Source organism: Niallia nealsonii (assembly GCF_002835805.1).
Classification (GTDB): domain Bacteria; phylum Bacillota; class Bacilli; order Bacillales; family Cytobacillaceae; genus Niallia; species Niallia nealsonii.
Genome location: NZ_PISE01000029.1, coordinates 38,097 through 64,535 on the forward strand (window position 1 = coordinate 38,097; position 26,439 = coordinate 64,535).

General features: G+C 34.4%; 27 protein-coding genes, 2 pseudogenes and 2 riboswitches. Of the genes and pseudogenes, 18 read left to right on the forward strand and 11 right to left on the reverse strand.

The window, feature by feature from the left end; translation table 11 throughout:
- Window positions 1–158 precede the first annotated feature (158 nt).
- The 3 genes from CWS01_RS13615 to CWS01_RS13625 all read left to right on the forward strand — a co-directional run bounded on the left by CWS01_RS13615 (window position 159) and on the right by CWS01_RS13625 (window position 3,271).
- On the forward strand, window positions 159–1,094 hold the full coding sequence (locus CWS01_RS13615; RefSeq protein ID WP_193603779.1) for a dipeptidase: 936 nt from the start codon (window positions 159–161) through the stop codon (window positions 1,092–1,094).
- A 258-nt stretch (window positions 1,095–1,352) separates the two neighbouring features.
- Window positions 1,353–2,897 (forward strand): tRNA (N6-isopentenyl adenosine(37)-C2)-methylthiotransferase MiaB, encoded by a 1,545-nt coding sequence (gene miaB / locus CWS01_RS13620; protein ID WP_101177744.1) that lies wholly within the window; start codon window positions 1,353–1,355, stop codon window positions 2,895–2,897.
- Window positions 2,897–3,271 (forward strand): RicAFT regulatory complex protein RicA family protein, encoded by a 375-nt coding sequence (locus CWS01_RS13625; RefSeq protein ID WP_101177745.1) that lies wholly within the window; start codon window positions 2,897–2,899, stop codon window positions 3,269–3,271. Before miaB ends, CWS01_RS13625 begins: the two co-directional genes overlap by 1 nt.
- 114 nt (window positions 3,272–3,385) lie before the next feature.
- Here the strand turns inward: CWS01_RS13625 and CWS01_RS13630 are convergent, their stop codons facing one another.
- The 3 genes from CWS01_RS13630 to CWS01_RS13640 all read right to left on the reverse strand — a co-directional run bounded on the left by CWS01_RS13630 (window position 3,386) and on the right by CWS01_RS13640 (window position 4,544).
- On the reverse strand, window positions 3,386–3,739 hold the full coding sequence (locus tag CWS01_RS13630) for a hypothetical protein (RefSeq protein WP_101177746.1): 354 nt from the start codon (window positions 3,737–3,739) through the stop codon (window positions 3,386–3,388).
- Between the two features lie 107 nt (window positions 3,740–3,846).
- Complete coding sequence (locus tag CWS01_RS13635) at window positions 3,847–4,119, reverse strand: hypothetical protein (RefSeq protein ID WP_101177747.1); 273 nt, start codon at window positions 4,117–4,119, stop codon at window positions 3,847–3,849.
- 41 nt (window positions 4,120–4,160) lie between these two features.
- Window positions 4,161–4,544, reverse strand: a complete 384-nt coding sequence (locus tag CWS01_RS13640; protein ID WP_101177748.1) for a hypothetical protein — start codon at window positions 4,542–4,544, stop codon at window positions 4,161–4,163.
- 136 nt (window positions 4,545–4,680) lie between these two features.
- Between CWS01_RS13640 and CWS01_RS22410 the strand changes: the two genes are divergently transcribed.
- Window positions 4,681–4,836 carry a hypothetical protein gene (locus CWS01_RS22410; RefSeq protein ID WP_157827652.1) on the forward strand — a complete coding sequence of 52 codons (156 nt, stop codon included), beginning with the start codon at window positions 4,681–4,683 and terminating at the stop codon, window positions 4,834–4,836.
- Between the two features lie 209 nt (window positions 4,837–5,045).
- The gene (locus CWS01_RS13645; protein ID WP_101177749.1) at window positions 5,046–5,597 is read left to right on the forward strand and encodes an outer spore coat protein CotE; all 552 of its coding nucleotides are present in this window, start codon (window positions 5,046–5,048) and stop codon (window positions 5,595–5,597) included.
- A 154-nt stretch (window positions 5,598–5,751) separates the two neighbouring features.
- On the opposite strand, the gene CWS01_RS13650 is transcribed toward CWS01_RS13645, so the two are convergent.
- The gene (locus tag CWS01_RS13650) at window positions 5,752–6,021 is read right to left on the reverse strand and encodes an excalibur calcium-binding domain-containing protein (RefSeq protein ID WP_101177750.1); all 270 of its coding nucleotides are present in this window, start codon (window positions 6,019–6,021) and stop codon (window positions 5,752–5,754) included.
- Between the two features lie 306 nt (window positions 6,022–6,327).
- Between CWS01_RS13650 and mutS the strand changes: the two genes are divergently transcribed.
- From mutS to CWS01_RS13665, 3 genes are all read left to right on the forward strand, one after another.
- Window positions 6,328–8,952, forward strand: a complete 2,625-nt coding sequence (gene mutS / locus CWS01_RS13655; protein ID WP_193603780.1) for a DNA mismatch repair protein MutS — start codon at window positions 6,328–6,330, stop codon at window positions 8,950–8,952.
- A gap of 66 nt (window positions 8,953–9,018) precedes the next feature.
- Window positions 9,019–10,914: a DNA mismatch repair endonuclease MutL gene (gene mutL / locus CWS01_RS13660; protein WP_101177751.1), complete on the forward strand. Its 1,896-nt coding sequence runs from the start codon at window positions 9,019–9,021 to the stop codon at window positions 10,912–10,914.
- A gap of 166 nt (window positions 10,915–11,080) precedes the next feature.
- Window positions 11,081–11,710: a chloramphenicol phosphotransferase CPT family protein gene (locus tag CWS01_RS13665; RefSeq protein ID WP_101177752.1), complete on the forward strand. Its 630-nt coding sequence runs from the start codon at window positions 11,081–11,083 to the stop codon at window positions 11,708–11,710.
- A gap of 111 nt (window positions 11,711–11,821) precedes the next feature.
- Here CWS01_RS13665 and CWS01_RS13670 read toward each other — a convergent pair whose 3' ends face one another.
- Both CWS01_RS13670 and CWS01_RS23485 read right to left on the reverse strand, forming a co-directional pair.
- Window positions 11,822–12,190, reverse strand: coding sequence for a tyrosine-type recombinase/integrase (locus tag CWS01_RS13670; protein ID WP_101177753.1), 369 nt, complete (start codon window positions 12,188–12,190; stop codon window positions 11,822–11,824).
- On the reverse strand, window positions 12,156–12,425 hold the full coding sequence (locus CWS01_RS23485) for a tyrosine-type recombinase/integrase (protein ID WP_101177754.1): 270 nt from the start codon (window positions 12,423–12,425) through the stop codon (window positions 12,156–12,158). Before CWS01_RS23485 ends, CWS01_RS13670 begins: the two co-directional genes overlap by 35 nt.
- A gap of 154 nt (window positions 12,426–12,579) precedes the next feature.
- A riboswitch (cyclic di-GMP riboswitch) is annotated at window positions 12,580–12,664 on the forward strand.
- A gap of 627 nt (window positions 12,665–13,291) precedes the next feature.
- On the opposite strand from CWS01_RS23485, the gene CWS01_RS13680 reads away from it, so the two are divergent.
- Window positions 13,292–14,320, forward strand: coding sequence for an alpha/beta hydrolase (locus tag CWS01_RS13680; RefSeq protein ID WP_101177755.1), 1,029 nt, complete (start codon window positions 13,292–13,294; stop codon window positions 14,318–14,320).
- Between the two features lie 408 nt (window positions 14,321–14,728).
- Here CWS01_RS13680 and CWS01_RS13685 read toward each other — a convergent pair whose 3' ends face one another.
- On the reverse strand, window positions 14,729–15,547 hold the full coding sequence (locus CWS01_RS13685) for a mechanosensitive ion channel family protein (protein ID WP_101177756.1): 819 nt from the start codon (window positions 15,545–15,547) through the stop codon (window positions 14,729–14,731).
- A gap of 518 nt (window positions 15,548–16,065) precedes the next feature.
- On the opposite strand from CWS01_RS13685, the gene CWS01_RS13690 reads away from it, so the two are divergent.
- Together CWS01_RS13690 and CWS01_RS13695 are read left to right on the forward strand one after the other, a co-directional pair.
- On the forward strand, window positions 16,066–16,479 hold the full coding sequence (locus tag CWS01_RS13690; protein ID WP_101177757.1) for a VOC family protein: 414 nt from the start codon (window positions 16,066–16,068) through the stop codon (window positions 16,477–16,479).
- 236 nt (window positions 16,480–16,715) lie between these two features.
- Complete coding sequence (locus tag CWS01_RS13695) at window positions 16,716–17,267, forward strand: GNAT family N-acetyltransferase (RefSeq protein WP_157827654.1); 552 nt, start codon at window positions 16,716–16,718, stop codon at window positions 17,265–17,267.
- A gap of 247 nt (window positions 17,268–17,514) precedes the next feature.
- Here the strand turns inward: CWS01_RS13695 and CWS01_RS13700 are convergent.
- Window positions 17,515–17,811, reverse strand: a pseudogene (locus CWS01_RS13700) (GNAT family N-acetyltransferase); the annotation flags it as partial.
- A 409-nt stretch (window positions 17,812–18,220) separates the two neighbouring features.
- Here CWS01_RS13700 and CWS01_RS13705 point away from each other — a divergent pair.
- From CWS01_RS13705 to CWS01_RS13715, 3 genes and pseudogenes are all read left to right on the forward strand, one after another.
- Window positions 18,221–18,736, forward strand: coding sequence for a YehS family protein (locus CWS01_RS13705; RefSeq protein WP_101177759.1), 516 nt, complete (start codon window positions 18,221–18,223; stop codon window positions 18,734–18,736).
- A 16-nt stretch (window positions 18,737–18,752) separates the two neighbouring features.
- The gene (locus CWS01_RS13710; RefSeq protein WP_101177760.1) at window positions 18,753–19,460 is read left to right on the forward strand and encodes a M48 family metallopeptidase; all 708 of its coding nucleotides are present in this window, start codon (window positions 18,753–18,755) and stop codon (window positions 19,458–19,460) included.
- Window positions 19,461–20,114: 654 nt separating this feature from the next.
- A pseudogene (locus CWS01_RS13715) lies at window positions 20,115–20,364 on the forward strand (IS3 family transposase); the annotation flags it as partial.
- 148 nt (window positions 20,365–20,512) lie between these two features.
- Here CWS01_RS13715 and sda read toward each other — a convergent pair.
- A complete protein-coding gene (gene sda / locus CWS01_RS13720) occupies window positions 20,513–20,668 on the reverse strand; it encodes a sporulation histidine kinase inhibitor Sda (RefSeq protein ID WP_101177762.1) in 156 nt (51 codons plus the stop codon).
- 212 nt (window positions 20,669–20,880) lie between these two features.
- Here sda and CWS01_RS13725 point away from each other — a divergent pair, with 212 nt between their 5' ends.
- The 3 genes from CWS01_RS13725 (at window position 20,881) to CWS01_RS13735 (ending at window position 23,004) form a co-directional block, all read left to right on the forward strand.
- The gene (locus tag CWS01_RS13725) at window positions 20,881–21,147 is read left to right on the forward strand and encodes a SunI/YnzG family protein (RefSeq protein ID WP_101177763.1); all 267 of its coding nucleotides are present in this window, start codon (window positions 20,881–20,883) and stop codon (window positions 21,145–21,147) included.
- A 455-nt stretch (window positions 21,148–21,602) separates the two neighbouring features.
- Window positions 21,603–22,091, forward strand: a complete 489-nt coding sequence (locus tag CWS01_RS13730; protein WP_193603781.1) for a GNAT family N-acetyltransferase — start codon at window positions 21,603–21,605, stop codon at window positions 22,089–22,091.
- Window positions 22,092–22,722: 631 nt separating this feature from the next.
- Window positions 22,723–23,004, forward strand: coding sequence for a hypothetical protein (locus CWS01_RS13735; protein ID WP_101177765.1), 282 nt, complete (start codon window positions 22,723–22,725; stop codon window positions 23,002–23,004).
- Between the two features lie 564 nt (window positions 23,005–23,568).
- Here the strand turns inward: CWS01_RS13735 and CWS01_RS13740 are convergent.
- The gene (locus tag CWS01_RS13740; protein WP_101177766.1) at window positions 23,569–23,928 is read right to left on the reverse strand and encodes a response regulator; all 360 of its coding nucleotides are present in this window, start codon (window positions 23,926–23,928) and stop codon (window positions 23,569–23,571) included.
- 63 nt (window positions 23,929–23,991) lie between these two features.
- Window positions 23,992–24,075: riboswitch (cyclic di-GMP riboswitch) on the reverse strand.
- A 1,404-nt stretch (window positions 24,076–25,479) separates the two neighbouring features.
- On the opposite strand from CWS01_RS13740, the gene CWS01_RS22975 reads away from it, so the two are divergent.
- Window positions 25,480–25,671, forward strand: coding sequence for a hypothetical protein (locus CWS01_RS22975; protein WP_235852060.1), 192 nt, complete (start codon window positions 25,480–25,482; stop codon window positions 25,669–25,671).
- A 131-nt stretch (window positions 25,672–25,802) separates the two neighbouring features.
- Here CWS01_RS22975 and CWS01_RS13750 read toward each other — a convergent pair whose 3' ends face one another.
- Window positions 25,803–26,264: a hypothetical protein gene (locus CWS01_RS13750; RefSeq protein ID WP_101177767.1), complete on the reverse strand. Its 462-nt coding sequence runs from the start codon at window positions 26,262–26,264 to the stop codon at window positions 25,803–25,805.
- Between the last annotated feature and the right edge of the window lie 175 nt (window positions 26,265–26,439).

The window sequence follows — 26,439 nt, forward strand, 5'->3', positions numbered from 1 at the left end:
GAGTAAATAAACGAAAAATATGTCATTATTTTGAAAATTTTTCTTTGATCTGCTCAAAAGGATGGAGAAGTGAACCTGTAAAGCAAAAAGCTTTACAGGTTCTTTTTTCGAAAATAGATTGATATAATGAGAAAAAGATAGCATATTAAACATAGGAGATGGTTGTTCTGGACTTTTTTGATGGACATTGTGATGTATTGTATAAAATGTTTTTAGACAAAAGCATTGCTTTTTATGATAGTGAAAAACTGCAAGTTACCTTAAAAGGTTTGGAACAAAGCGGCAGTAAAATTCAGTCATTTGCAATTTATATACCAGAATCTGTTCATCCAGACATGCGTTTTCAGGCAGCTCTCGCTATGGTGGAGATTTTTGATGAAAAAATTCTGAAACGATATCCAAATGTAAAATTAATTCGATCACAATTAGATATAAAAAATTTAGAAGAAGATGAGATTGGGGCAATTTTAACATTAGAAGGCTGTGATGCAATTGACAGTGATTTATTGAAGCTAAAAACATTGCTGAAAGCAGGAGTGGCAGCAGTGGGGCTTACATGGAACTATGCCAATGCGGTTGCTGACGGTGCTTTAGAGCCAAGGGGAGCTGGACTTTCTTTATTTGGACGGGAAGTCGTAAAACAATTAAACAAACAAAAGATTTGGTGCGATGTTTCCCACCTTTCAGAGCAAGGGTTTTGGGATACAATCGATCTTGCTCAATTTCCATACGCTTCCCACTCTAACAGCTATACACTTTGTCCACACCCTCGCAATTTAAGAGATGATCAAATAAAAGCATTAATTGAAATGAATAGTGTAATAGGAATAACATTTGTCCCAGAATTTTTAAATGGTACTCAAACGAGCACAATTACAGATATTTTGCGCCATCTAGATTTTATTTGTTCCCTCGGAGGAGAACATCATGTTGGATTTGGTTCCGACTTCGATGGCATTACACATACCGTTGAAAATTTGCATTCTATTAGTGATTATCCACATTTAATAGAGGAGTTAATAAAATATTATAGTGCCAGCCAAGTGGAGAGATTTTTATATCAAAACATGGTGCAAAGATTTCCGGCTAGATAGTTTTTTGCTATATTCATGCATGAGCCAAATAGAAAAAAGTTAGTTTATTTTTGAAAAACAAATAGTTTAATTCAAAAAATCAATAGTGTACGTTAATAGAGTATTCCTTTTAAAGACGTAGCTATTGTTTTACGATGCTGAAACCCTTATACTATTATAATGTAAAAGTTTATGCAACGAGAAATAAATGATAGTTTAAAATGAAATGATGCTTATGGATGAGGAGTAGAATCATCGATAAGAGAGGAGTAATAGAATATGAATGAAAAACAACGTTTAGAAAGTCAACAAGTGGATACAGCTAATTCTTCGGACAAAAAATCCGTCAAGGATTACAGCAAATATTTTGAAACAGTTTATCAAGCGCCATCTTTAAAAGATGCAAAAAAACGAGGCAAAGAAGAAATTCAATATGATAAAGGTTTTTCTATTGCAGAACAATTCCGCGGTATGGGCGAAGGACGAAAATTCTATATTCGCACATATGGCTGCCAAATGAATGAACATGATACAGAAGTAATGGCAGGAATTTTCTTAGCATTAGGTTATGAGCCGACAGATACAGTAAATGATGCAAATGTTATTTTATTAAATACATGTGCAATCCGCGAAAATGCAGAAAATAAAGTGTTTGGTGAATTAGGTCATTTAAAACATTTAAAAACGGAAAGACCAGATTTATTAATTGGTGTCTGTGGCTGTATGTCACAAGAAGAATCGGTTGTCAATAAAATTCTAAAAACATATAACCAAGTAGATATGATTTTTGGTACACATAATATCCACCGTCTGCCAAATATTCTTCAAGAAGCGTATATGTCTAAAGAAATGGTTGTGGAAGTCTGGTCTAAAGAAGGAGATGTTATTGAAAACCTTCCAAAAGTCCGCAATGGAAAAATCAAAGCATGGGTTAATATTATGTATGGCTGCGATAAATTCTGTACGTATTGCATTGTTCCATATACAAGAGGAAAAGAGCGCAGCAGACGTCCAGAAGACATCATTCAAGAAGTTCGTCAATTAGCAGCACAAGGCTATAAAGAAATTACCCTTCTTGGACAAAACGTAAATGCATACGGAAAAGACTTTACTGATATCACTTACCGATTAGGCGATTTGATGGAAGAAATGTGCAAAATTGACATTCCACGAGTTCGTTTTACAACTAGCCATCCACGTGATTTTGACGATCATTTAATCGAAGTATTAGGACGCGGCGGCAATTTAGTGGAACATATTCATTTGCCAGTACAATCTGGTTCAACAGATGTATTAAAAATTATGGCACGCAAATACACAAGAGAACACTATTTAGAATTGGTTCGCAAAATGAAAGCAACGATTCCAAACTTAACATTAACAACAGATATTATCGTTGGATATCCAAATGAAACGGACGAGCAATTCGAAGAAACAATGTCTTTATATAAAGAAGTAGGTTTTGAAGCTGCTTATACATTTATTTACTCCCCACGTGAAGGTACACCTGCAGCGAAAATGCAGGACAATGTACCAATGGAAGTGAAAAAAGAGCGTCTGCAAAGACTTAATGCCCTTGTTAATGAAATGAGTGCAAATGCAATGAAGAGCTATCAAGACCAGATTGTTGAAGTGCTAGTAGAAGGGGAAAGTAAAAACAACCCAGATGTACTTGCAGGCTATACTCGCAAAAATAAACTAGTAAACTTTGTTGGACCAAAATCTTCCATTGGCCACTTAGTAAAAGTGAAAATTACGGATGCAAAAACATGGTCATTAAAGGGAGAAATGATTGAAGTTGTTGAGACTGTTGAGACAAACTAATGGCTAAGTTCACTCGGGAAGAAATTATCCGTCGCACAGAAGAACTTGCCAAAATGATTGCAGAAACAGAAGAAGTAGAGTTTTATAAACGAGCCGAACAGCAAATTAACAATAATAAAAAAGTGAATGAAAAAATTGCCCAAATTAAAAAACTTCAAAAACAGGCTGTTAATTTGCAGCATTATGGAAAATACGCTGCTTTAAAAGATACAGAAAACAAAATCAATCAACTTCAACAAGAAATTGACGAATTGCCGATTGTAGATGAATTTAAACAATCGCAAAATGAAGTAAATGATATCTTGCAAATGGTAACCAAAACAATTGCTGCGAATGTTGCAAACGAATTAGAAGAAAAAACACACAAAAACTAACTTCCTTATTTAGGAAAGTTAGTTGAGAGTATAAACACAATCCAAATTGAAAAAGTTCAGGCTGATCGAAAACGTTGGTCGACAGCCTGAACTAACTTTCTAATTTTTTAGAAGTTACTTTTTATGATTTAAAATATTTACCGCCTGTAAAAAAGCTTGGCGGTATTCTTTTTGTTCTTTCATCGCTGTTTGTAAAGTTGCAAGCAGTGACTTATTTAAAAGTTTTGTTTCTTTATCTTTATGATCTCCACTGTTTATCGTTTGCAGAAGGAATGTATAGACAAGAAAAAGCGTCGAATAATTATCTACATATGTTAAACTGACAGCGCTCCCTCCATTTCCTCCTTCTGCATGTGTATTAACAGAAGGTCCTCCTGATTCTAAGATTTTATCAACTAATTCTTCTGGCACACCTAAGCTTTGTAATTTTTCCGCCGTTAACCCAATCGTTTTTTCTTCTTTTTTCATATACTCCTCTCCTTTCTATGTATATTATGGAGAAAAAAGCAATTTGTCCCCTCCAAATAAAAATCTGTAGGGGACAATTACTAGCTATCGAAAAGATTTATTTTTTATTAAGCTTCGTTAGTTTGTGTAGGAGTGTTTTCGTTATAAGAAACAGCTGTAGCATCACCAGCAGTGTTAGAGTTTACAAGAATGCCACCAACGAAGAAGTTTAATAAGTTTACACCTACAGCAGCCCCACCAGCAGCCCCAGCAGCAGTGAATTGGTTAGCAAGGTTACCATTACCTTGAGTAGCGTTAGTGAATGCACGTAATTCTGTAGTGCTGTTTTCTACATCAGAGTTAGAAGGTCTTGTTGAAGCAGAACAACGATTAGACAACATAAAATTCACCTCCTTTCAAGTTATCTAGGAATTTATATTCCTTATTTTTTTATAAAGTTGGAAATATTTAGGGTAAATAGAGATTTACCATTCACATTTATTTGGAAATTGCCATCATCTGTTGACGCATCAATGACAGGTAGTTTTTCTTTCCATTCATTTAATTTTTCTTGATTCAGCATGTCTTTTATAGAGTCTATATTGATATTAGCTGGAATCACTTTATCTTTAATCGCGTTTACCCCTTTGTTTGCTACATTGCTTGTTACATCTTTGCCTAATTTTTTTAGTAAATCACCCATTTCAGATGACACTTTACTTAATAATTCTTGTGCGTGTTTTGCTCCTTCTTCACCAGAAACTTCTTTGCCATTTACATTAAATTTAAAATCTAATTGATCTTTTATATTAAAATTCCCTGCCAACTCCCTCACCCCCTTACCGTATAGTACAGTATATAGAATATGGACCAAGCTGTATCCGCGAATGTATTGATACAAACGCATATTTTTTTTGCTTGGCAGCTTTTTTAGAAATTGATTCACAGCGGATTGTTAATTTTTGTACTCAGTAATTGGAGTGGAAGGTGCAATTACTGTTTTGAAAATTGAGACAGACTTTGACTCTGCAGGAGCAGAGACGAAGCGGCTTCGTGTCCACTTAACGGAAAGTGAAGGCCCTTCACTGCAATCAACATCTAAGTTTAAAGGATTCTAGAAATTAAAAAACTTTTTAAAAGTAGAAAGCAAACAAGGAAGCCATTATATTAGACTAGAAAAATAATCGATACTAAGAACACTTGCCCGTGCTTTTCATACAATGAAGTAGGCTTAATAATTATAAAGAAGCTTAAGAAAAACATCGCACACTAGTCTCCTATCACGCATAGGATGAAATGAAAATGAATGAGGAGGTTTCGCTCGAAAATGGGAGAATATAGAGAGATTATTACAAAAGCAGTCGTTGCGAAAGGACGGAAGTTTACAAAGTCTCACCATACGATCTGCCCTGATCACAGCCCGTCAAGCATACTAGGCTGCTGGATTATCAACCATACCTATGAAGCAGCGAAGGTTGGCAAAAAAGTAGAAATAACAGGTTACTACGATGTTAATGTTTGGTATTCTTATGATGATAATACAAGAACAGAAGTAGTAACAGAACGAGTTGAGTATTGTGATGTGGTGAAATTAAAATATCGTGATCCTGATTGCTTAGAAGATCATGATGTAATCGCGCGTGTACTTCAACAGCCAAATTGTATCGAAGCAGTAATTTCGCCAAATGGCAATAAAATTATTGTTCATGTAGAAAGAGAATTTATTGTAGAAGTAATTGGAGAAACAACGATTTGTGTAGAAGTATGTACAGAGCATTGTGCAAACGATGATGATGACTGGTGCGATGATAATGAAGTGGAAGATGAAGAATTTGAAGATTTAAATCCAGACTTTATTGTTGGATGTGAAGAAGAATAAGAACTAGGAGCTGTCCTTAGTTCTTTTTTCTTCACACTGTTGATTTTTGGTTCATTCGTAAAAATTATGGTTTTCCATGAATGAACCAAAAACTCGTTTTATCCCCAAGTTTTATTAAATGAAAACGAATAACAATCCATATAGTAGGAATTAATTACCGTTCGCAAGCAATGCCGTCTTTATCGCGGTCTCTTGATTTATTTTTATTATATAAATCTTTCGATACATACGGTTTATAGTAAGTTTTGCCGCCTTTATTTTTAGTTGTTTTTAATATGGCTACGCCGCCTTTATAGTCTTTATTTAGGGCTTTGCAATTTGGATATGCTTTGATTTTTGTTTTTGCCTCTGCATTGTCTGTATGAAACAAAGGCAATCCTGCAATAAGTGATAATGATAATGCTACAGATAAAATGCGTTTCATATGTGAGTTCCCCTCTAATTAACTTTTTTTACAAAAAATAGTATAAATCAAAAATTGGAAAGATACTAGTAGTTTTTTATATTAATAGTATAAAAATTGTTTCTAAATTGTTTTCTTATATTAATAAATAAAATCCTGGATAGTGAACAAAATGAGTAGTTGGGAGAAACTTGCTCACAAAAGTCTGATTGGTTCCAGGAATCATCCATCGGAATGGAGAAATCCTCCACTGATGGAAGTTTTACTTTATGCTATAATAGATAAATAGAAAATGAGATGAAACAGTGCAAGTGCATGGAGGAAATTATGACAACTTATACGCCAATGATCCAACAATATCTACAAGTAAAGGCAGACTACCAAGATGCCTTTTTATTTTTTCGACTTGGGGATTTTTATGAGATGTTTTTCGAGGATGCAATTAAAGCATCCCAAGAATTAGAAATAACATTAACAAGCAGAGAAGGGGGCGGTGCTGAGCGTATTCCAATGTGCGGCGTACCCCATCATTCTGCTCCTAATTATATCGAACAGCTCGTTGAACGAGGCTACAAAGTGGCAATATGTGAACAAACAGAAGATCCAAAGCAAGCAAAAGGAGTTGTAAGAAGAGAAGTTGTTCAGCTGATCACACCAGGAACGATGATGGAAGGAAAAAATCTTTCAGACAAAGAAAACAACTATATTGCAACGATTACAGCATTTGACCATGAGATGTTTGGATTTGCATACAGCGACCTTTCTACAGGGGAATCGAAGGCAACCTTGCTTGCAGGCATAGAGGCTTGCTTAAATGAGTTGTCTCTTTCTGGTGCAAAAGAAGTGATTATCGCAAGTGATTTTAATGAGCATCTAAAAAAACGCCTGCAAGAACGAGATACTTTAACTCTTTCCTATGAAAATACAACCGAAGAAGCAGCAGCTCATGAAACACTGCTGCAGGAAATAGAAGAGCAGAAATTGCGTTCTACTGCATCCCGACTATTTCATTATTTATATCGCACGCAAAAAAGAAGTTTAGATCACCTGCAGCCAATTTCTGCCTACGAAATTGATCAATTTATGAAAATAGATTATTTTTCGAAACGAAATCTAGAATTGACAGAAACGATTCGTTCCAAAGGAAAAAAAGGGTCTCTTTTGTGGCTTTTGGATGAAACAAAAACAGCAATGGGCGGTCGCCTTTTAAAACAATGGATTGATCGTCCCCTGTTAAATAAACAAGAAATCAATTATCGTCAAAGTTTAGTAGAAACAATGATCAGTCAATATTTTGAACGAATGGAACTGCGGGAAAAACTAAAAGAAGTGTATGATTTAGAAAGATTGGCAGGAAGAGTGGCATTTGGAAATGTGAATGCAAGAGATTTAGTACAGTTGAAGCGTTCCCTTCAGCAAGTCCCATCCATTAAAGAGCTTGTTGTCAGTTTTCTTTCTGAAGAAGCGCAAGAAGTGGCAGAAGCATTAGATCCTTGCGAAGAAGTGGCAGACCTTTTAGAGCAGGCTATTGTGGAAAACCCACCTCTGTCTATTAAAGAAGGCAATATTATTTTGGATGGTTATGATGAAGAGTTGGATCGCTATCGGGATGCAAGCCGCAACGGAAAAACATGGATTGCTCAATTAGAAAAACAAGAGCGGGAAAAAACGGGCATTAAATCATTAAAAATCGGCTATAACCGTGTATTTGGCTACTATATTGAAGTAACAAGAGCAAATGTCCATTTGCTTCAAGAAGGCCAATATGAGCGAAAACAAACTCTTGCCAATGCAGAACGCTATATTACACCAGAATTGAAAGAAAAAGAAAGTTTAATTTTGCAGGCAGAAGAAAAAATCGTTGGATTGGAATATGACTTATTTACAAACATAAGAGAAACGGTCAAAGAATATATTCCAAGACTGCAAAACTTAGCGAAAAAAGTAAGTGAACTAGATGTACTCCAATGTTTTGCAACGGTTAGTGAAGAACGCCAATATGTGAAGCCTATATTCTCCAATGAACGAGTGTTGTCTATTAAAAATGGTCGCCATCCAGTTGTGGAAAAAGTATTGAATTCTCAAAGCTATGTGCCAAATGACTGCGATATGCATGGGGAAAGAGAAGTACTGTTAATTACAGGGCCAAATATGTCGGGGAAAAGTACGTATATGCGCCAAGTCGCCTTAACAAGCATTATGGCGCAAATCGGCTGTTTTGTTCCTGCAGAAAGTGCGATGCTGCCATTATTCGATCAAGTATTTACAAGAATTGGGGCAGCAGATGATTTGATTTCCGGTCAAAGTACGTTTATGGTAGAAATGTTAGAAGCAAAAAACGCCTTGCTTCATGCTACCAAAAACAGCCTTATCCTATTTGATGAAATTGGCCGAGGCACAAGCACTTATGATGGAATGGCTTTAGCTCAAGCTATTATTGAACATATCCATCATATCGTTGGTGCAAAAACATTGTTTTCGACCCATTATCATGAGCTAACGGTATTAGAAACGGAGCTTTCTGCCTTAAAAAATATTCATGTCAGTGCAATGGAGCATAATGGAAAAGTAGTTTTCCTTCATAAAATAAAAGAAGGAGCAGCTGACAAAAGTTATGGTATTCATGTTGCCCAACTAGCAGAATTGCCAAAAGCATTAATTGATAGAGCCCAAGCCCTGTTGGAAGAGTTTGAACAAAAAGATCCAATACAAGTAGGAGAAATCATCAAGCAGCCGCAAGTTTTGGCAAATAAAGAGCCAAAAGAAGACAAGGTGAATGAAAGCCAGCTTTCTTTTTTTGAAGCAGAGGAAAAAACAAAGCCAGCACAAAACCTGTCTTTAAAAGAAAAGCAGCTGATTATAAAAATTAAATCATTAGATATTTTAGATATAACGCCAATGCAGGCATTAAATACATTATATGAACTTCATAAAAAAATAAAAAACGATTAAACTTAAAAAATTCGGGCATAAGTATAATACTTTTGCCCGAATTGATTTTAAAAGGTAGGGGATTAGATGGCAAAAATATTTCAGCTCGATGATGCATTATCGAATAAAATTGCTGCAGGTGAAGTAGTTGAACGGCCAGCCTCTGTTGTCAAAGAATTAGTGGAAAACAGCATCGATGCAAAAAGCACCAAAATTGAAATCTTTTTGGAAGAAGCGGGGCTTCAAAGTATTCGTATTCTTGATAATGGTGCAGGGATTGACGAGGAAGATGTGCTTACAGCCTTTCAGCGCCATGCTACAAGTAAAATAAAAGATGAAAACGATCTTTTCCGCATCCGTACACTTGGATTTAGAGGAGAGGCTCTTCCAAGTATTGCTTCTGTTTCTCGGATTATGATGACAACATCCACAGGGGAAGCTGGCACTAGTATAGAGCTAGAAGGGGGACATCTTGTCAAACAAGAGAAATCTCCTGCAAGAAAAGGAACAGAGATGACGGTTCAAGACTTATTTTTCAACACACCAGCACGGCTAAAATATATGAAGTCCATTCATACGGAATTAGGGAATATTACCGATATTGTCAACCGGCTGGCTCTTTCCCATCCAGAAGTATCTTTTCGTTTAGTGCATAATGATAAAAAGATTCTTCATACAAATGGCAATGGAGATGTCAGACAAGTACTCGCAAGCATCTACGGCTTAACTATCGCCAAAAAAATGATTCCCATTAGAGGAAATTCCCTTGATTTTACGGTATCAGGCTATATGGCTCTTCCTGAAATAACCCGGGCATCGAGAAATTATATTTCGACATTAATTAATGGACGTTTTATTAAAAACTATTCATTAGTTCGTGCCATACAAGATGGATTTCATACACTATTGCCAATCGGCAGGTTTCCAATTGTGCTTTTGCATGTAGAAATGGATCCAATTTTAGTAGATGTGAATGTCCATCCATCCAAAATGGAAGTTCGCTTCAGCAAAGAACAAGAATTGAATGAACTGGTCAGCTCAACCATTAAAGCCGCATTTAAGAAAAAAGAATTGATTCCAAAAGGTTTAATTCGCACAGAAAAAGCAAAAGGGCAGAAAGACGAACAAACCGTTTTTACCTTTGATATAGTAAAAGAACCAGCGATGCAGTCTGTTTTTACACCGAAAACAGAACAAACTGTCCCGGCTTTTTATGAGTCAAAAGCAGAAAAAGCGTCATCTATTGCACCGATAGAAGAACCGCTAAAGCCAATAGAAAAGTGGCAGATTGAAGCAACAGATCCGGTTATTTTCGAAGAGCCAAAAGAAACGGCTCCGATGATAGAAGAAAAAGAAGTAGAGTGGGAAGATGAAATCTTAGAGGATGTGGCAGAAGGCAGCCGTGTTCCTCCACTTTATCCAATTGGGCAAATGCATGGCACCTATATTTTTGCTCAAAATGAAAAAGGCTTGTATATTATTGATCAGCATGCAGCCCAAGAGCGAATCAAATACGAATTTTTCCGGGAAAAAGTCGGTCAAGTACACAATGATTTGCAAGAACTATTAATTCCTTTAACACTAGAATATTCATTAGATGAATGGATGAAGATTGAAGAATACAAACATGAATTAGAAAAAGTCGGAGTTTTCCTTGAGCCATTTGGCATGCACAGTTATTTAGTACGCTCCCATCCACAATGGTTTCCAAAAGGAGAAGAAAAAGAAACGATAGAAGAAATGATTGAGCAGCTGCTCTCCATGAAAAAAGTCAATATTAAACTATTACGCGAAGAAGCAGCAATCATGATGAGCTGTAAAGGCTCTATCAAAGCCAACCGCCATCTTCGCAACGATGAAATTCAAAGTTTGCTAGACGAACTGCGCACCACATCCGATCCATTTACCTGCCCGCACGGCAGACCGATCATTGTGCATTACTCAAGCTACGAAATGGAGAAGATGTTTAAGCGCGTGATGTAGCGGGGTTTCTAGGGGGTGAATTTTAATTTGCCCCCACTTTTTTAATCTTTGGTTTTGTTAAACGACGCTGTTGATTCTCTTATGTAACGAACAGGCAGGTTAATTCAATAGTAATTAAAGAATTTTACTTTATTAGAGTACAAATAAGATTAGAGGAGGAAGTTTAGTGCCAAATACTAATAAACTCGGTAACATTGTTATTCTAAACGGAACTCCTCGGTCAGGGAAATCAAGTATTGCTACGATTGTCCAGAATACTGTTGATGGAGTATGGATGAATCTAGGGGTTGATACGTTTATGAAGATGACCCCTCAAAACTATCAACCAGGAATTGGACTAAGACCTGGGGGAGAACGTCCTGATTTAGAGCCTTTAATTGTTACCTTATATCAAGCAATGTACGAGTCAATTGCTGCACACAGCCGTTTAGGATTGAACGTTGTGGTTGATGTTGGACATCATGATGTCTATTCAGCTCGGAGGGGTATTCTTTATAATTGTGCTAACCTTTTAAAGGACTTCCCTGTGTTATTTGTAGGTATTCGATGTCCATTAGATATTGTTATGGAGCGACGAATTGAAACTTGGAACACTGGTTACACAGAAGATGGGGATGTACCGCAACCCGTGATTCTTTGGCAAGATTCCGTTCATGTGCCTGGTATTTATGATTTAGAACTTGATACATCGGTTTTAAGCTCTGAAGAATGTGCAGGTGCAATCCGAATGCAATTAGAAACAGAGCCATATGGTACGGCATTTAAACAAATTGCAGATATGAGTAAGGGAGGTTAACTAAATTTATTATTCAACAAACGGAGGCGTTAGTTTAATTGGGAACTCAAAAGCCGGTTTTAGTCCGGCTTTTTTTCTCTGATAAAAATCAATACTAGCGTTTAACAGAGCCTAGTCTTTAAGATATGATTCCAATCGTAAGACACTTTCTTTTTCATGCTTTTTCGTAATATGTAAATAGACATCTGTTGTCATATTTAAGGATGAGTGGCCAAGGCGGTCACTCACCATTTTTATATCGTTGCCACTTTCTAACATCATAATGGCGTGTGTGTGGCGCAAACCATGTGGACTAATTTTGGGCAAAACTGCTTTATCAATAATGGTGCTTATCACTTTGTTAATGCTAAAGGTTCCCATTGGTGTGCCATTCCATGTTGTAATGACATAATCAGACTCCACGTAATTGATACCGTATTTTTCTCTATTCTTATCCTGCCAATCCTTATATTTCTTTATTTCTTCTATATAGAATATCATCAATAGAAATAGTTCTATAACTTGATAATGTTTTAGGTTCTTTCACCCCAAAATTACTCCGTGATTTTGTAATACTGATTGTCTTTTCTTCAAGGTTAATATCTTCCCACAATAACCCCAATAATTCGCCTTTCCTAATACCAGTTCGTAAAAGGAGAGAGGCGATGAAATAATGATGTTTAGGGCAATTCCTTGCTGTTTCTAGAAATATACTTACTTCATCCCTTGTTAAGATATCACTACGGCATACGCCTAACCAGAGAAATACCTTTTGAGCAGGAGAATACTAGTTATAAAGCAGAATACTAAGGTTTTTCATTATTTATTAAAGTTAAAAAGGCCTAATTACCTATGAAAATATACCGATTTTTGTCGATTGAATTGTAAAGAGTACGAAAAGGCAAAATTGTTGAAAAGCAATGACGCAAAACTATAGGGGCTATCGTCATTAGACTATGCTAGCCAGTTACCGAATGCTGACCTCCGTACTTTTTAGAGGAGGATTTAATTAATGAATTATGAGTGCAATTTTTTTGTGGGTGTATTCTGGGGCACGTTATTTAGTGTACCTTTATGGATATCAATTATAGGATGGGTAAAGCTAGTAATCAAACTTAGTTTTCTAATGAGCTATATTTTTATTTTGAACTAACGAACTCTTATGTTGAAGGATACTATTGTGCAACAACTAAATAACAAAAATTAGAGTCCTCCACAGGGCTCTTTTTTTACATACATCAAGAAAAACTTATATGTATAGAGAGAAATATATAAAGAGGAGATGAAGGTGCCGGAAACCTACCATGCCATGTATCTTCATCTCGTTGCTAATTCGAGGGAGGTAACTGAAGAAGAGCTGTTTATGTGTATCCAATACCTTTCACTAGCTATCGTTTTGTGGAGGTAGAAAGGAGGAAGGTTTGGGGCCTGTTTGGCTGTTAAAGTTCTACAATCTTATTCAGTTATTTACAAATAAATAAACAAATTAATTTACTCCAATATATGTTAAATTTATATATGTGGTTGTGAAATAAAAGCATTCGCTTTTTTGAATATTAATTTTTACTTTACAAATAAATATATACAGCAGAAAGGATTCATATGAAAGCTATAAAAAAATCACTAAAATTTATTGGATTAATTATGATATTACTAATAATAGTACTTTTTCGTCCCACGTGGACTCAGCATATAAAAGGCGATAATAGTATAAGTGTATTAGAAGAGGTAGAGATAAATGGAAGTATTCACGAAATTATGATACGTGGTGATGATAAGGATAATCCAGTTATTCTTTTTGTACACGGAGGACCAGGAACTTCAGAAATACCGTATGCTGATAAATATCAGGACTTATTGGAAATGAAATTTACGGTTGTTAATTACGATCAAAGAGCAAGTGGAAAATCATATCATTTTTTTGAGGATTATTCCAAGCTTTCACCAGAGTTATTGGTAGAGGACTTATTGGCTATGACGAATTATATAACAGAACGTCTTGGTAAAGAAAAGGTAATACTCATTGGTCATTCTTATGGTACATATATTGGAATGCAAGCTGCCTCTAAGTCCCCTGAAAAATATGAAGCATATATTGGTATTGGACAGATGAGTGATACAATAGAAAGCGAGATTGACAATTTGAATTATACTATTGAAAAGGCAAAAAATGCTGGCAATACGGATGATGTTTTATATTTGCAAGGGTTAACTGAAAAAATCAAAAATGGCGATATGTTTACCCCACGAAATTATGTTATAAAATATGGTGGGGCTACAAGACTTATTGATAACCCCGATGGTGATAACATAGGTATGTTATTAAGCAGCGAGTATAACTTATTAGATGTAATTCGTTATAACTATGGGCTAACCTATTCTCAAAATATTTTGTTAAAGAATTTAACAGACAACCCATTACCCTCCATCGTAACAAAACTTGAATTGCCATTCTATTTTATCATGGGGAAATATGATTATATGACTTCACCTAATGCAGCAATAAAATATTTTGATAGAGTTGAAGCTGATAAAAAGGAATTTATTACTTTTGAGCAATCAGCTCATTATCCACAGTTTGAAGAGAAGGGAAAATTTTATGAGTGGATGTGCGATACATTTATAAAATGAATAGGGTAGTTTTTTCTTCCCTGAAAGAGAGTTTGTAAAGAATTATATTTAAACTACCGGGGGCATTCCTTCATTAAGAAGAATTGCTTTCCTGATATCACAATCGGGAAGGTTAGTAGATTAAGAAAAAAGCGAAGTAAACTGGAGGTGACATGCCCATACTCCATCAGGTTTTCCGCACATCGATCCAACCGATTTGTATATCGAGTTTTACCTCGGTTGTGAAGGGAATCTATTTCACCATGAGTACGACTTTAAGCTTAGAATTCTAAGTTTGATATGTGGTGGAGTACAACGGTAGGGGGTCCGAACCACCTACCTGGACTTGTCTTCCATGCCTTACAGGACTTTACTTGTTGTATTCATAAAAACAACAGAAAAAAAGCAAGAGATATGAACTCTTGCTTTTTAATGGCTTGTGTTGAGGCTCTCCGCCATCATCAAATCGTTCTTGTAGGCAGCCATCGCCAGTTCATATCTCACCTTTTTGCTTGCTTCTACAAAATCCCCTTCCTTCACAAGACCTGATAATGAATACCGGTGCCCCCTAAAATCCACGTTCAGTTCGGTGATTTGGTTAAATTTGAAGCTCTCTAAAGGAATGCCATGCTCATCCTTCAACAGGTATTCACCGTATTTCTCGTTGCATGTTTGTGCCACTTCTTCCATCACCTTGAAGGCGTCGTCTGGATTTTGCCTATAGTTGAGGACAAGGTTTTCGTTTACCCGGCGCCTTCCCCGGTTTCCGTTCTGAAGTTCCATAATGCTGCTATAGGAGATCGTATAAAGGTATCCGTCATACTGGCGAATCTTCAAGTGACGCATGCTGATTTCCTCGATTTTCCCCTGACGGTTTCCATTAATGATGACATAATCCCCGTGATGGATCTGGCGCTCAAACAAGTAGGTCAACCCCATAATGTAATCGCGGATGATATGCTGGAAGATCAATGCCAAGGCACCTGCCACCACAACCGAACCAGTTACAAGTTTTTCTAGCTTAAAGAAGTGACTAAGCACATAAATAAAGAAGATCACCAGTCCCAATACCTTTGTCACTTGGTTGGTGAAATGCATTAATGTTTCTTCCCGCTTTTCATCCAAAAAGCTCGTTTTGTCAAAGAAAAGCTTAATGGATTTGCGGATCAAATAAACCGTGATTATAATCAGCAGTGCCACCGTTAAAATTTTTACGGGCAACTGCTGGAACAGTTCTAAGAAAAACATCCTATCACTCCCTATTTCTTATACACTATACCAAAGGAATGCGGTTAAGGAGAAAAAAATTCCTTTCCCAACAAAGCTTAACAATAGCATGGTTCCATAAAAAAAAGAAGCCTTACCCGTGCTTCTAGAGGATTAATTATATTGCCAATACTGTGATTGCTGCTGCTGAATGGATATTAAAAGATATGAGATAAAGATCAAGGAGGGAATTGATCCTGGGCACGATTGATATCCTTTTTTCGTTCTTATAGACTAAAGGGAGGTTAGTTAAACAAATACTAAAAAGGACTTAATTCATTCAATTGTTAAAATGGGATAAAATTGATCGAAAAGATGAGTGGGAAAATACAGGGTAGATGCTTTTCGAAATGCAATGAAATCGTGGGAAAGTGATACTAATTTGTTATCTGAAGAAACGAAATGGAGTGATTTTGTGCAAAAATTCTATCTGTTTTGCTAGTAGGCAAGTAAAATTAACATGATATTAATAAAGATATGATAGATGGGGGTAATATATTTTGAACTATGTTTTAGATCATGTGGGAATCGCAGTAAGAAATATCGATGATGCTCTATCCTTCTACCTTAATGTATTAAATGGTAGTTTGGAAGATCGTTATACAAGTGATGCCCCAGGTGTTGAAGTGCATGTGGCTGTTGTTAAAACCGCTGATAAAGTAATTGAGTTATTGGAACCAACTAATAAAAATTCCCCAATGGCGCGTTTTATAAAACAACGGGGGAAAGGTGTACATCATATTGCATATCGAGTCGACAATTTAGAGATTGCCATACATGAAGCGAGTAAAAATGGGATTCGTTTTCTAGAGAATACACGCCGTACCAATTTACGCGGAAGAAGACTAATATATATTAATCCAGCTTCGACTGATGGAACTTTAATTGAGCTTTGTGATTACTTAAAGAGTTAACGAAGTCGGTTAATCCATGAATGCCTTACACATTTTCATATTAACGGAGGGAGTTGAAGAAGGAAAAGAATTTCAATATCTTTTGAAGAAGTATGCATCTAAATAAAATACTATAGAGGTAGATATTTTGATTAAAATAGCTCTTATAACCGTAAGACACAATTCTAATGGAAGAAATTTAACACTATTTCACCTGCTGCAAAATTAGAACAACAAGTTAGATGGGAGAAATCCTTATGAAAATTAAAACAGTTGGCACTTGGGACGAAGAACTTTGGCAGGACGTAAGTCCCTTTTATTTAGAGGCATTTGGTGATAAGGGGGCTAAGCCGGTTAAGATCATCAAAAATATGTTTGCACAAGGAATTGCCGAGCTTCATGTGGGATACAACGAGTCGGTAGCGGTTGTTATGGCTCTTACAGGGAAGCTTGTATCTGACCGGGCTATGATCATCGACTATTTGGCCGTATCTGAAAAAGATAGAGGTCATGGACTTGGCAAACACTTTGTTGATTACCTGCGACAGAAAGCAGCTGTTGAGGGATATCAAAAATTAATTATTGAGGCTGAGTCAGAGGAAACACTAGATAATAGAAGACGTATTCTTTTTTGGCAATCATGCGGCTTTCTTCTCACAGAGTATGTCCATCACTACATCTGGGTGCCCGAAACCTATCATGCCATGTATCTTCCTCTCATTGCTGATTCGAGGAAGATAACTGGAGAAGAACTGTTTGTGTGTATCAATATCTTTCACCGGCTATCGTTTCGTGGAGGTGGAAAGTAGGAAGATTAGGAGGCCTCTTTGGATTTTAAAGTTCTACAACCTTGTTCAGTGGCTTTTTTAGAGTAAGTTTGAATACATTGGTCCTTTTTTGAAATTATTGAACGAAAGGGACAGCATAGTTAAATAGGAAAAGTATATATGTTTAGTGGATTTTACCTCCTCAAAAAGAGGTCGTCATAGAAAAAACGTTTTACAACATTTTCTCTGACGATCTTTTTTTATTAATGTCTAATCATTTGTCTAGCTTTTACTCCGAAAAAGCTTTTGAATACTGAATGATACCATGCACATTTTCAAGAGAATTATCGGTTAATTCTAGTGCCATAAATACTTCATCAGGCACCTCAAATGGAGCTTTTATATTCCATAAGCTAGCTAGTTTAAAACCAAACTTTGGATAATAGTCTTTATGTCCTAAAACAATTACTGAACGATAACTAAGCTCTTTTGCATTTTTTAAGGCAGCATAAATTAATTGACTTCCAATTCCTTTTTTCTGATATTCAGGTGCAACAGAAACTGGAGCAAGTGCCAAAGAATTGACAATGTTCTCAACATCTATCCGTACCATAAGTAAATGAGGTTTTAGAATTTATTAGCTGATACATGAATGTAAAACGTACCATAAATAGTTTTTGTAATTAGTTTCTAAAATTTATTTTCATAACAAAATATGAGGAATCCTGATAAACTAACGCATATTGGTTAATCACTATGAATTGGCGCCAGGCCTCACTCGTGAACAAAATCACTAATTTATCTATGGTCTGATTTTTGTTATTAGGAATAGTCTGTTAGGGCATAATGCGAGCATGGCTAGTGTTTTTTCTCAGGAGTTGACGAAGATTGATAAATATGAGAAGTTATATATTTGTAGAAGTGAATGAAATTGATTGAAATTGCAGCCACACCAGTCACTATTTTACATATAGCAAGTTATAGGAGGAGTATAGATGGATAATAACGATATATTAATTAGATTAAGATATGCCCTGGATTTAAAAAATACAGATATGGTAGAGATATTCAAGCTTGGCGGAGTTGAGACAACAAAGGATGAAGTGCTAAAGATCCTCACAAAAACAAAGGATAGTTATGACGAGGATGAGAATTTAGCTGATACTGACGAAAATATGAAATGCAATAACATTATGTTGGATTCATTTTTAAATGGCTTAATTACCATTAAAAGAGGAAAACAAGAAGCTAAACCAGGTCAGGCTAATACACCAGAACCGTCCATTAACCAAACCCCAAATGTGAATAATCTCTTATTAAAGAAAGTGAAAATTGCCCTATCATTAACAAGTGAGGATATGCTGGACATATTCGAAGATGGTGGAATCGTCGTATCTAAAGGAGAATTAGGCGCTTTATTAAGAAAAGAAGGACATAAGAATTATAAAGAATGCGGAGATAATTTTGCTAGGAAATTCTTAAGAGGATTGACTGTAAGATACAGGGGATAAGCATACAGGTGATAAAATGATACATACCTTTTTAGGTGAGACAATACATTACGAAATACAATACAAAAATCGAAGTTCCTTTGCTATAAAATTAGATGGTTATGGAACTGTTGAAGTCTTTGCTCCTAAAGGAACATCTAATGAACAAGTGCTTAAATTATTAGAGGGAAATTGGGTCCTGATTCAGCAAAAATTAAAAGAAATGAAGGATAGAATGCATGGGACAAAGGAGAAGGTCTATGAACATGGAGAGAGCTTTTTATATTTAGGAAAAACCTATCCAATACAGATTCACGGTGATCCAAGTATTACGCAGGACCATGTAGTGTTTGAAGCTGATAAGTTACATATTTATGTGAGGCAGCATGACGATCAAAAAATAAAACAAGCTTTAAAACGATTTTACTATAAACAATGTAAGGCGTTAGTAGAGAAGAGTATCTCCTCCTATCAAAGCCACTTTAAGACAAAACCGCGTTCCATCTCTATCTCTGATAGCAAAACCACATGGGGAACGTGTGATTCAAGACGGCAGTTAACATTTAATTGGAGACTGGCAATGGCGCCACAGAAGGTGATTGATTACGTAGTCATTCATGAAATGTGCCATTTGGTCCATCTGAATCACGATCGCTCCTTCTGGCGCCTTGTTGGGAAAATAATGCCTGATTATAAGGAACAGGAGAATTGGTTAGAGTTGTCTAGTTGGAAAATGACTGTTTAGTACTATGGGGACGTTTCTTCTGTTTTTTGAAGCAGAAGAAACGTCCATACGAAATGAATGGAATCTATGATAATGCTAACAAATCGTTGATTAACTATAATGATTTTTTATATATTTTATAATAGTAAAAGTTTAATCACTAATCTTTTTTCGTTCTATTTTTCCAATAGTGAGGTAGAAAGGTAATAGAAATGGTGGGATTTTCCTGTGTTTTACACTTTCAAAGGCCATATTCAACCAATTCTGATTTTGATGCAAATCATTAAAAAACATATATAATGTATTCTTATTCGCGTCTGATTCACCGTAGTGTCCACTTGGGCTCCCGATTCCATTCCTATACCATTTTCCCCTAAAATCAATTCAGGAGTGTAATGCCAATTTCCACGTGTATCATTAGGAGCTACTCCCTTTAATAACCATAAACCTTGAGGAGGAAAATATATAAGTTTGTGCTCCTACAAACCGCCATCTCATACCCAATAACATTCGAATATGGACAGATTCATTCTCTAAGAATAGGGTTATGGGTTCAGACTAAGCGCTAATTCCATCTTTACTTTCGATATAATTAATACGGTAATTCGGGTACCCTTTTTTTCTGTTAGTCGTGACACATACCAAATTCTCCACATATCTTCAATTTACCCAGCTTTAGAAACGTTCCATATTAAACGATCATTAAGCAAAAAAGGCTGCCCTTATGATAAATGCTGCAGCAGAAGCAACATTTAAAATTATTCAAACAGAGTTTATCAAAAAAAGACATTTTATTCGTTTAGAAGAATTATTAAGAAAATTATACGATTATGTTAATTGGTTTAACTACATTCGAATTCATGGAACTTTGGAGTATTTAAGCCCCATAGAATATAAACTGAAACTCCTTAAAAATTTGTGTTGACATACCAGAGTATAGACCTAATAAAAATAGTCCTTACTAGTAAAAAATGTAGAGATTAATAAAGACAGTAACTTACTGATAAAAGTGAAGAAAGCGGAAAATAGTACATGTATAAAGCACATTTGCAACAAATGAGAAAGATGTAAGTTTATAAAAGGGGTTTTTGAAACAAATTGACGGAAATATTTCTTCTATATATCTCTGTTTCTAATAAGTCTATAAATTCCATTGATAATTTATATTTGTTAGCAGATATATATACTTTAACTAAGTCTTCATTATTAAGTTTATTTAACGAATTCATTTTAAAATTCCTTTCTAGAAGTTATAAGCATTTTTTACCCAAAGATATTATTATAAAACTTCTTTTGTGAATTTAAGTAAATAAAAAGATGTTTTTTCCAATTTTAAAAGAGTAAACAGAATGAGAGCTTAGTTGATTAGATTGAAACTTTTTCCATATTTAATCGTAAAAAAATAGAAGGAAATTCCAAATTAGTGAGGAGTGGATAAAATATGATTGGAATAGATGCAAAAAAGGAAAATGATAATGTTGTTATCAGACATCAATTTACTAAAATTGAAATACCCGTATTGGATATTACGGAAGTGAAATTAGATGATACTTATGGTGGAGAACCCAAGGAAGCAATAAGAGTTGGTATTCCATATGGGACTACAGATAGAATTGCAATTAAAACAAAAAATAGCAGTTATATTTTGTATACAACGAACTATGTTGCTGTTATGAATAAGCTGAATTCATTTATAAAAGGAAAATGATAATCTAAGAAGAGCGTTAAGTTAAGGAAGTGCTTTTTTCCTTGTTAATAGGGACAAAATAAGAACATTTTTAATACGCAATTATAGTTGGTTTTCATTAGTTATTGTTCTATTTAAAGTTCCAAAAGAAGTCGCTGAATACCTTGGTATATCAACATAAAAATAGATAATTTTTTGAGGTGTTTAAGTTTATATTCTATTTGTATTAGTTAAGATTGCTTGTTTGCTTGGATCAAATATATAACAATCTTTGAATAATAGATTAAATCGTTATTTGTAATTTTACTAAGCATTTTTTCTTATTCTTCTAGAGGGAGAATGAATTTTAATATTCTGTTTTTGTGAATGATTGATTACAAAGTGATAATAAAAATCAGGAAAAGGACAAAATTTTTTAGTACAATAAAAACAGGAAATAAAAATCATAGCGGGCGGTGTAATAGTTGAGTAATACTATGGTTGTAAAAGAATACTGTGATGACTATCAATCTCAAGTGATCGATTTAATTCTGAACATTCAGCAGCAAGAATACAATATTCCAATTACCAAAAATGATCAGCCAGATTTGTTAGATATTAAAGCTTTTTATCAGAAAGGAAACGGTAACTTTTGGGCTGCACTTTATGGGGATAAAGTGGTTGGTACCATTAGTTTATTAGATATTGGAAAAGGGCAAGTGGCATTAAGAAAGATGTTTGTTGATAAAAACTTCCGTGGAGCAACTTATAAAACAGCAAGCATTCTTTTGGAAATTGCACTTCAATGGGCAAAAGAACATACAATAGAAGCTGTATTTCTTGGCACAACACCCAAATTTTTGGCTGCACATCGATTTTATGAAAAAAATGGCTTTATAAGCATGGATCACAATAACTTGCCTGATAGCTTTCCAGTGATGGAAGTGGATAAAAAGTTTTATAAGTATATAGTGAAAGGTAAGTGAATGGTGATAGAGTCAAACTTCAATTAGTAGTTATTTTCCCATTCACTACTGCTTGTTAGTTGAACGAATTGGACTTTTATGGGTCAGTGTTTCTATCCACCGAGATTTCCTAATCTCGAATCTCGAGGTAGGGGGAAATCCCGTTAATGGGGAATAAAAAGGACTAGTCAGAAGGATCAGTTTTTAAGGGGGGAATTTAATGGCTGTTTAATTTTCTTAGAAATAGCCCATGCAAAGATTATTTCTCCAACCAAATATATATACTAACCCGATAACAAACTCCATCGTTATTGCCTTCTCCATTACATTATTTTATTTTTTAATTTGGTGTTCATTCTAAAACCTAAATATAAAAGCAATTCTTACAAAGGAAAAATCAGAATATTCTTTGGTTATTTTATGACAATAAAGTATCATACGACCTATAGCAAAAAGAGTTTCAACTTATTTTCTTGTTTTTTTGTTTAAAAGCAGGAAAATGTAAGGGAATTATAGAATTATTTCATTGTAAGAAAAAACAATAAAAAATGCAGAAACAGCAAATACTTAATTTAGAACATATTTTATTCTACAGCGGAATAAATTCCCGATTCTATGAATATGTTGGTAAAAACGACAGGAGTGTGAGAGTATGGTTCAAGTGTATGTTAATAGTCCATCCAGTTTGAAAATAGGTTTATCTGTCGCATTAGAAGCAACATCAAAAGCGCTAGCGCCACAAAGCATTGAGAATTTAAGAAAACTTTCAAAGAATATTCCGAACGGATCAGGAGGATACTCTTTAGAAATTTCAAAATATACAGCTTCCAATTTTATTGAATGTGTGGAAAATTTTAAACACACCATAACATTTCGTTCCATTAGAGAAGATTTGCGAGAGGCACTAGTTAATTTTGAAAATCAAGCATCCTAAAAATGAAAGCGCTTTACAATAGGATTGTCAATGAAATTTGGCTGTTAAGCTAAGGCTATTAATCAAACTAATAAAAAAATCTGGAGGAAAAGGAGGATTTTTCCTTAGTTTATAATCAAAAATCCTGACATCAAGATATTAATATGCCTTGGTGTCAGGATTTTTGCAGAGAAATTAAAGGTCAAAAAATGATACTGATCGTATACAAACAGCAATTATGTTATTTGCTTTAAAAATAGTGTGGAGAGAGAAGTGTAAGCATGAAAAGAGCAGATTTATTTTCTATATAGTAGATTTTAATAAAATTAGCGGGTTCACCGATGTTTTTTTTTGCGAGTTTATCCGGATATTGGCTGGCATTAGATGAAATGCAGAAGATATTTTGCTTTTCTTGTGCTTATTGCAGCGATTACAACACTGTCATTGATGAAAGTATTCTTTTAATTAGAAAATAAAATAAGCAGTTCAAATATATTATTCATTAGCAGCATCTCAAAAAAAGGTGCTGCTTTTTGACTTTAGTACAGTAAGAAATTAATTTAGCATTTGCTGGATCAGTAAATACTAATGAAATAAATTATTTAAGATAGGAACTAAAACATGAAAGTTTGGTTTCACGATAAAGTCTTTTGCACCGATTGTTAAAGCATCCATTATCAATCTTTGTTGTCCCATTGCCGAACAAATAACAACATTTGCTTTCGGATTAAACTCTATTACTTCCTTTAAGACAGTCATGCCTTCTTTGCAAGGCATTGTTAAGTCTAGCAATAAGACATCTGGTGAATATTTTTTATAGAGAAAGACAGCCTCACATCCATCTGAAGCTTCAGCCACTACTTGATAGTCACCTACTGATAAATAGCCTTTTAATAAATTTCTCATAAACATAGAATCATCTGCGATCATGATATTTTTACACATTCTATATCAATGCTCCCTTTTCTTAAATTGGCAAATGAAAGAAATAGGTTTTTACGAGATAAACTCGGTAGCCCGGCTGCCATCGCTGTACACATTAGGCCCGTGGCTTTGCGTCTTTTACTTTCGTAAAATTTGCCTTTGATTCTATAGTATCATATATTTTATAGTTATTTAGATCTATTTATAATAAAAATTAGGTTTAAAGACCCTTTTTTTATATATTTTAATCTGCATAAAAACGGGTATTTTATAATGGTTGGATCTGATAGCAAAAATAAAGTACAGCATTTTTAGCAAATGAAGGAAAGCAATAGCTTATTTAGTCTACATAATAGTATGTCATTCATGTCTAAAATATATGCAAAAAAAAGAAGTTAGAAATATAGAAATAAAAATTCTTCATAATATAATGAAAAAAATAGAATCGATAAACTGCCTATTTTTATATACTTTTTTGTTTCCATCTATTTTTTTAGAGATTCCATACATAATATATATGTACAAGGTGTTTTTTATAAAAATAGACGGGTGATAAAATAAAATATTACATTAATCTCAAAAAATATTTTTTACAAATAAAGAAGGATATTTAGCACGATTATCCAGAATAATAGTGTGATATATAATAAAAGACGGAAAATGATATTTGCATTAATGGAGGAGAGTATGAGATTAACACATGAATTTTATCTGCTTCCTGATACAACAGAGCTACAGAAGTTGCAAAAGAAAGCAATAGAATAGTAAACAGTGTCGCCATTTCTGATGATATTATTACCTATATATACGATTCATTAGAGTGGATTCCGAATAAAAATCCTGCGGCAAGTCAATCATCAGCGAAAGTATCTGGACTTAATTATTATAGGGTGACGTTATTTGCTGTTCATTCTGCATCAACTTTAAAAGGGTTTTTTGTTGACTGACGAGATTTATTTCAATATGCCCCTAGTTTGATAACACTTAAAGGAGCATTTACTTATGTAGAGGGAGACAATTAATCAGGAGAAGGTGAAGAAATTATATTAAATCGAAAAGAAGTACTCCATCTTTTGGAGAAGATGATTTCTATGGCAGATCGGTTAGCAGAAGGGAATTATTACGTATATCATTGCGGGATATAAATCGAATTTATCCAATAGACCTATACTGTCTGATATATTTTACTATTAAACCGGTAAATAGGGATGCAGTTAAATCACTACCCAAACAAAAAGTTCCATTAAATACGGTAAAGTTAAAATGATACATACAAAAAGGTTAATAATGAGATGATAAAACGTTTTTTATATTTTTGAATTTTCTATCTGTAGATACAAGATATTTTTATTTTAAAAACTAGGAATCTTTTCATGGAATCTGTACGAATGAAACTAGATAATAAAATGGTTTTTAGCGATATTCTATATAAATAAAAAGGTGGAATTTACAATAAAACTTCCAAATGGAATTACTGGTTTTTATACGAATGAAGGAACTATTCCGCCATTAGTCGATGAGAAACAATTCAAACAAATATGCTTCCATTGTTGAATATGAACATATTTTTTTATGGATATCCCTATACTTTTTGATGAGTTTTCTGTATATTATCAAATTTTTTATACAGTAAATCTAAATATTCCTACTAGTCAAGTGTTGATGAAGTTAAATGAAGATGAGCTAAATAGCGAGGAATTAAAACAAATGGTTTATTGGAAACCAGAAACCATGGGACAGATTATCTTTAATTATTGGGACTAGGTGAAAGGGATTTCCACTATTAAAATGTAAATATAATTATAGTCCATTAGTTTTAAATGCTGGACTTATTTCTTCACTTCACTGTGATAAGAAAAGCATACTGGAAAAAGAAAATATCATATATTTCACGCCTATTGAATTGTATATTGATTTTTAACAGCGGGAAGAAGTGTCATAAATTGAATGATTAGGCCTAGGATGATGTAGAAAACTTGAATGAATTCGATTGCTTGGATCATATATATTTCAATCGTTATCCAGATTATTAAGATAAATCCATTGTATAATGAAAAATTCCATGCAAGATGCAGATGTTTATACAGTTTGATTTTTGAACCAATTTTAATCTGCTTTTCTGAGAAAAGATAAAAGGAAGTAACCAGAGGGAGAACACCAATTACAAAAAATAGGATGAATCCTGGAATGAGAAAACTATTAAAAGAACTGTTTTCTAACATGGGAAGATGCATATTTAATAATTGTCCATTTGGAGAAATGATTAAGGATGCGCCACCCAAAATTGCACTTATACCTAGAAAAAAATGCAAAATACTTAATAATAGACAAGAAAATGATTTTTTTATAAGAAACATTCAATTAGTCAGCTCCATTAATTTGCATTTGATTTTATTATAAGCTAAGTTAACAAAAGAAACATCGGAAAATATAGAAAAATCCGACAAATTTGTGACCGATTTTTTATCTGTTTATCCATTCTTAAAAAGGTAACTTAACAGGAAATATATAGATGTATTAAAAAATTCTGCG

Excerpts from the sequence above, each read along its gene's own strand:
- CWS01_RS13625 (WP_101177745.1), top strand. The coding sequence starts at position 2,897 with ATGGCTAAGTTCACTCGGGAAGAAATTATCCGTCGCACAGAAGAACTT.
- CWS01_RS22975 (WP_235852060.1), top strand. The coding sequence starts at position 25,480 with ATGGATATCCCTATACTTTTTGATGAGTTTTCTGTATATTATCAAATT.
- CWS01_RS13630 (WP_101177746.1), bottom strand. The coding sequence starts at position 3,739 with ATGAAAAAAGAAGAAAAAACGATTGGGTTAACGGCGGAAAAATTACAA.
- CWS01_RS13710 (WP_101177760.1), top strand. The coding sequence starts at position 18,753 with ATGATACATACCTTTTTAGGTGAGACAATACATTACGAAATACAATAC.
- CWS01_RS13680 (WP_101177755.1), top strand. The coding sequence starts at position 13,292 with ATGAAAGCTATAAAAAAATCACTAAAATTTATTGGATTAATTATGATA.
- CWS01_RS13735 (WP_101177765.1), top strand. The coding sequence starts at position 22,723 with ATGGTTCAAGTGTATGTTAATAGTCCATCCAGTTTGAAAATAGGTTTA.
- CWS01_RS13650 (WP_101177750.1), bottom strand. The coding sequence starts at position 6,021 with ATGAAACGCATTTTATCTGTAGCATTATCATTATCACTTATTGCAGGA.
- sda (WP_101177762.1), bottom strand. The coding sequence starts at position 20,668 with ATGAATTCGTTAAATAAACTTAATAATGAAGACTTAGTTAAAGTATAT.
- CWS01_RS13705 (WP_101177759.1), top strand. The coding sequence starts at position 18,221 with ATGGATAATAACGATATATTAATTAGATTAAGATATGCCCTGGATTTA.
- mutL (WP_101177751.1), top strand. The coding sequence starts at position 9,019 with ATGGCAAAAATATTTCAGCTCGATGATGCATTATCGAATAAAATTGCT.
- mutS (WP_193603780.1), top strand. The coding sequence starts at position 6,328 with ATGACAACTTATACGCCAATGATCCAACAATATCTACAAGTAAAGGCA.
- CWS01_RS13695 (WP_157827654.1), top strand. The coding sequence starts at position 16,716 with ATGAAAATTAAAACAGTTGGCACTTGGGACGAAGAACTTTGGCAGGAC.
- miaB (WP_101177744.1), top strand. The coding sequence starts at position 1,353 with ATGAATGAAAAACAACGTTTAGAAAGTCAACAAGTGGATACAGCTAAT.
- CWS01_RS13685 (WP_101177756.1), bottom strand. The coding sequence starts at position 15,547 with ATGTTTTTCTTAGAACTGTTCCAGCAGTTGCCCGTAAAAATTTTAACG.
- CWS01_RS13725 (WP_101177763.1), top strand. The coding sequence starts at position 20,881 with ATGATTGGAATAGATGCAAAAAAGGAAAATGATAATGTTGTTATCAGA.
- CWS01_RS13635 (WP_101177747.1), bottom strand. The coding sequence starts at position 4,119 with ATGTTGTCTAATCGTTGTTCTGCTTCAACAAGACCTTCTAACTCTGAT.
- CWS01_RS13615 (WP_193603779.1), top strand. The coding sequence starts at position 159 with ATGGTTGTTCTGGACTTTTTTGATGGACATTGTGATGTATTGTATAAA.
- CWS01_RS13730 (WP_193603781.1), top strand. The coding sequence starts at position 21,603 with ATGGTTGTAAAAGAATACTGTGATGACTATCAATCTCAAGTGATCGAT.
- CWS01_RS13645 (WP_101177749.1), top strand. The coding sequence starts at position 5,046 with ATGGGAGAATATAGAGAGATTATTACAAAAGCAGTCGTTGCGAAAGGA.
- CWS01_RS13670 (WP_101177753.1), bottom strand. The coding sequence starts at position 12,190 with ATGATATTCTATATAGAAGAAATAAAGAAATATAAGGATTGGCAGGAT.
- CWS01_RS13750 (WP_101177767.1), bottom strand. The coding sequence starts at position 26,264 with ATGTTTCTTATAAAAAAATCATTTTCTTGTCTATTATTAAGTATTTTG.
- CWS01_RS13740 (WP_101177766.1), bottom strand. The coding sequence starts at position 23,928 with ATGTGTAAAAATATCATGATCGCAGATGATTCTATGTTTATGAGAAAT.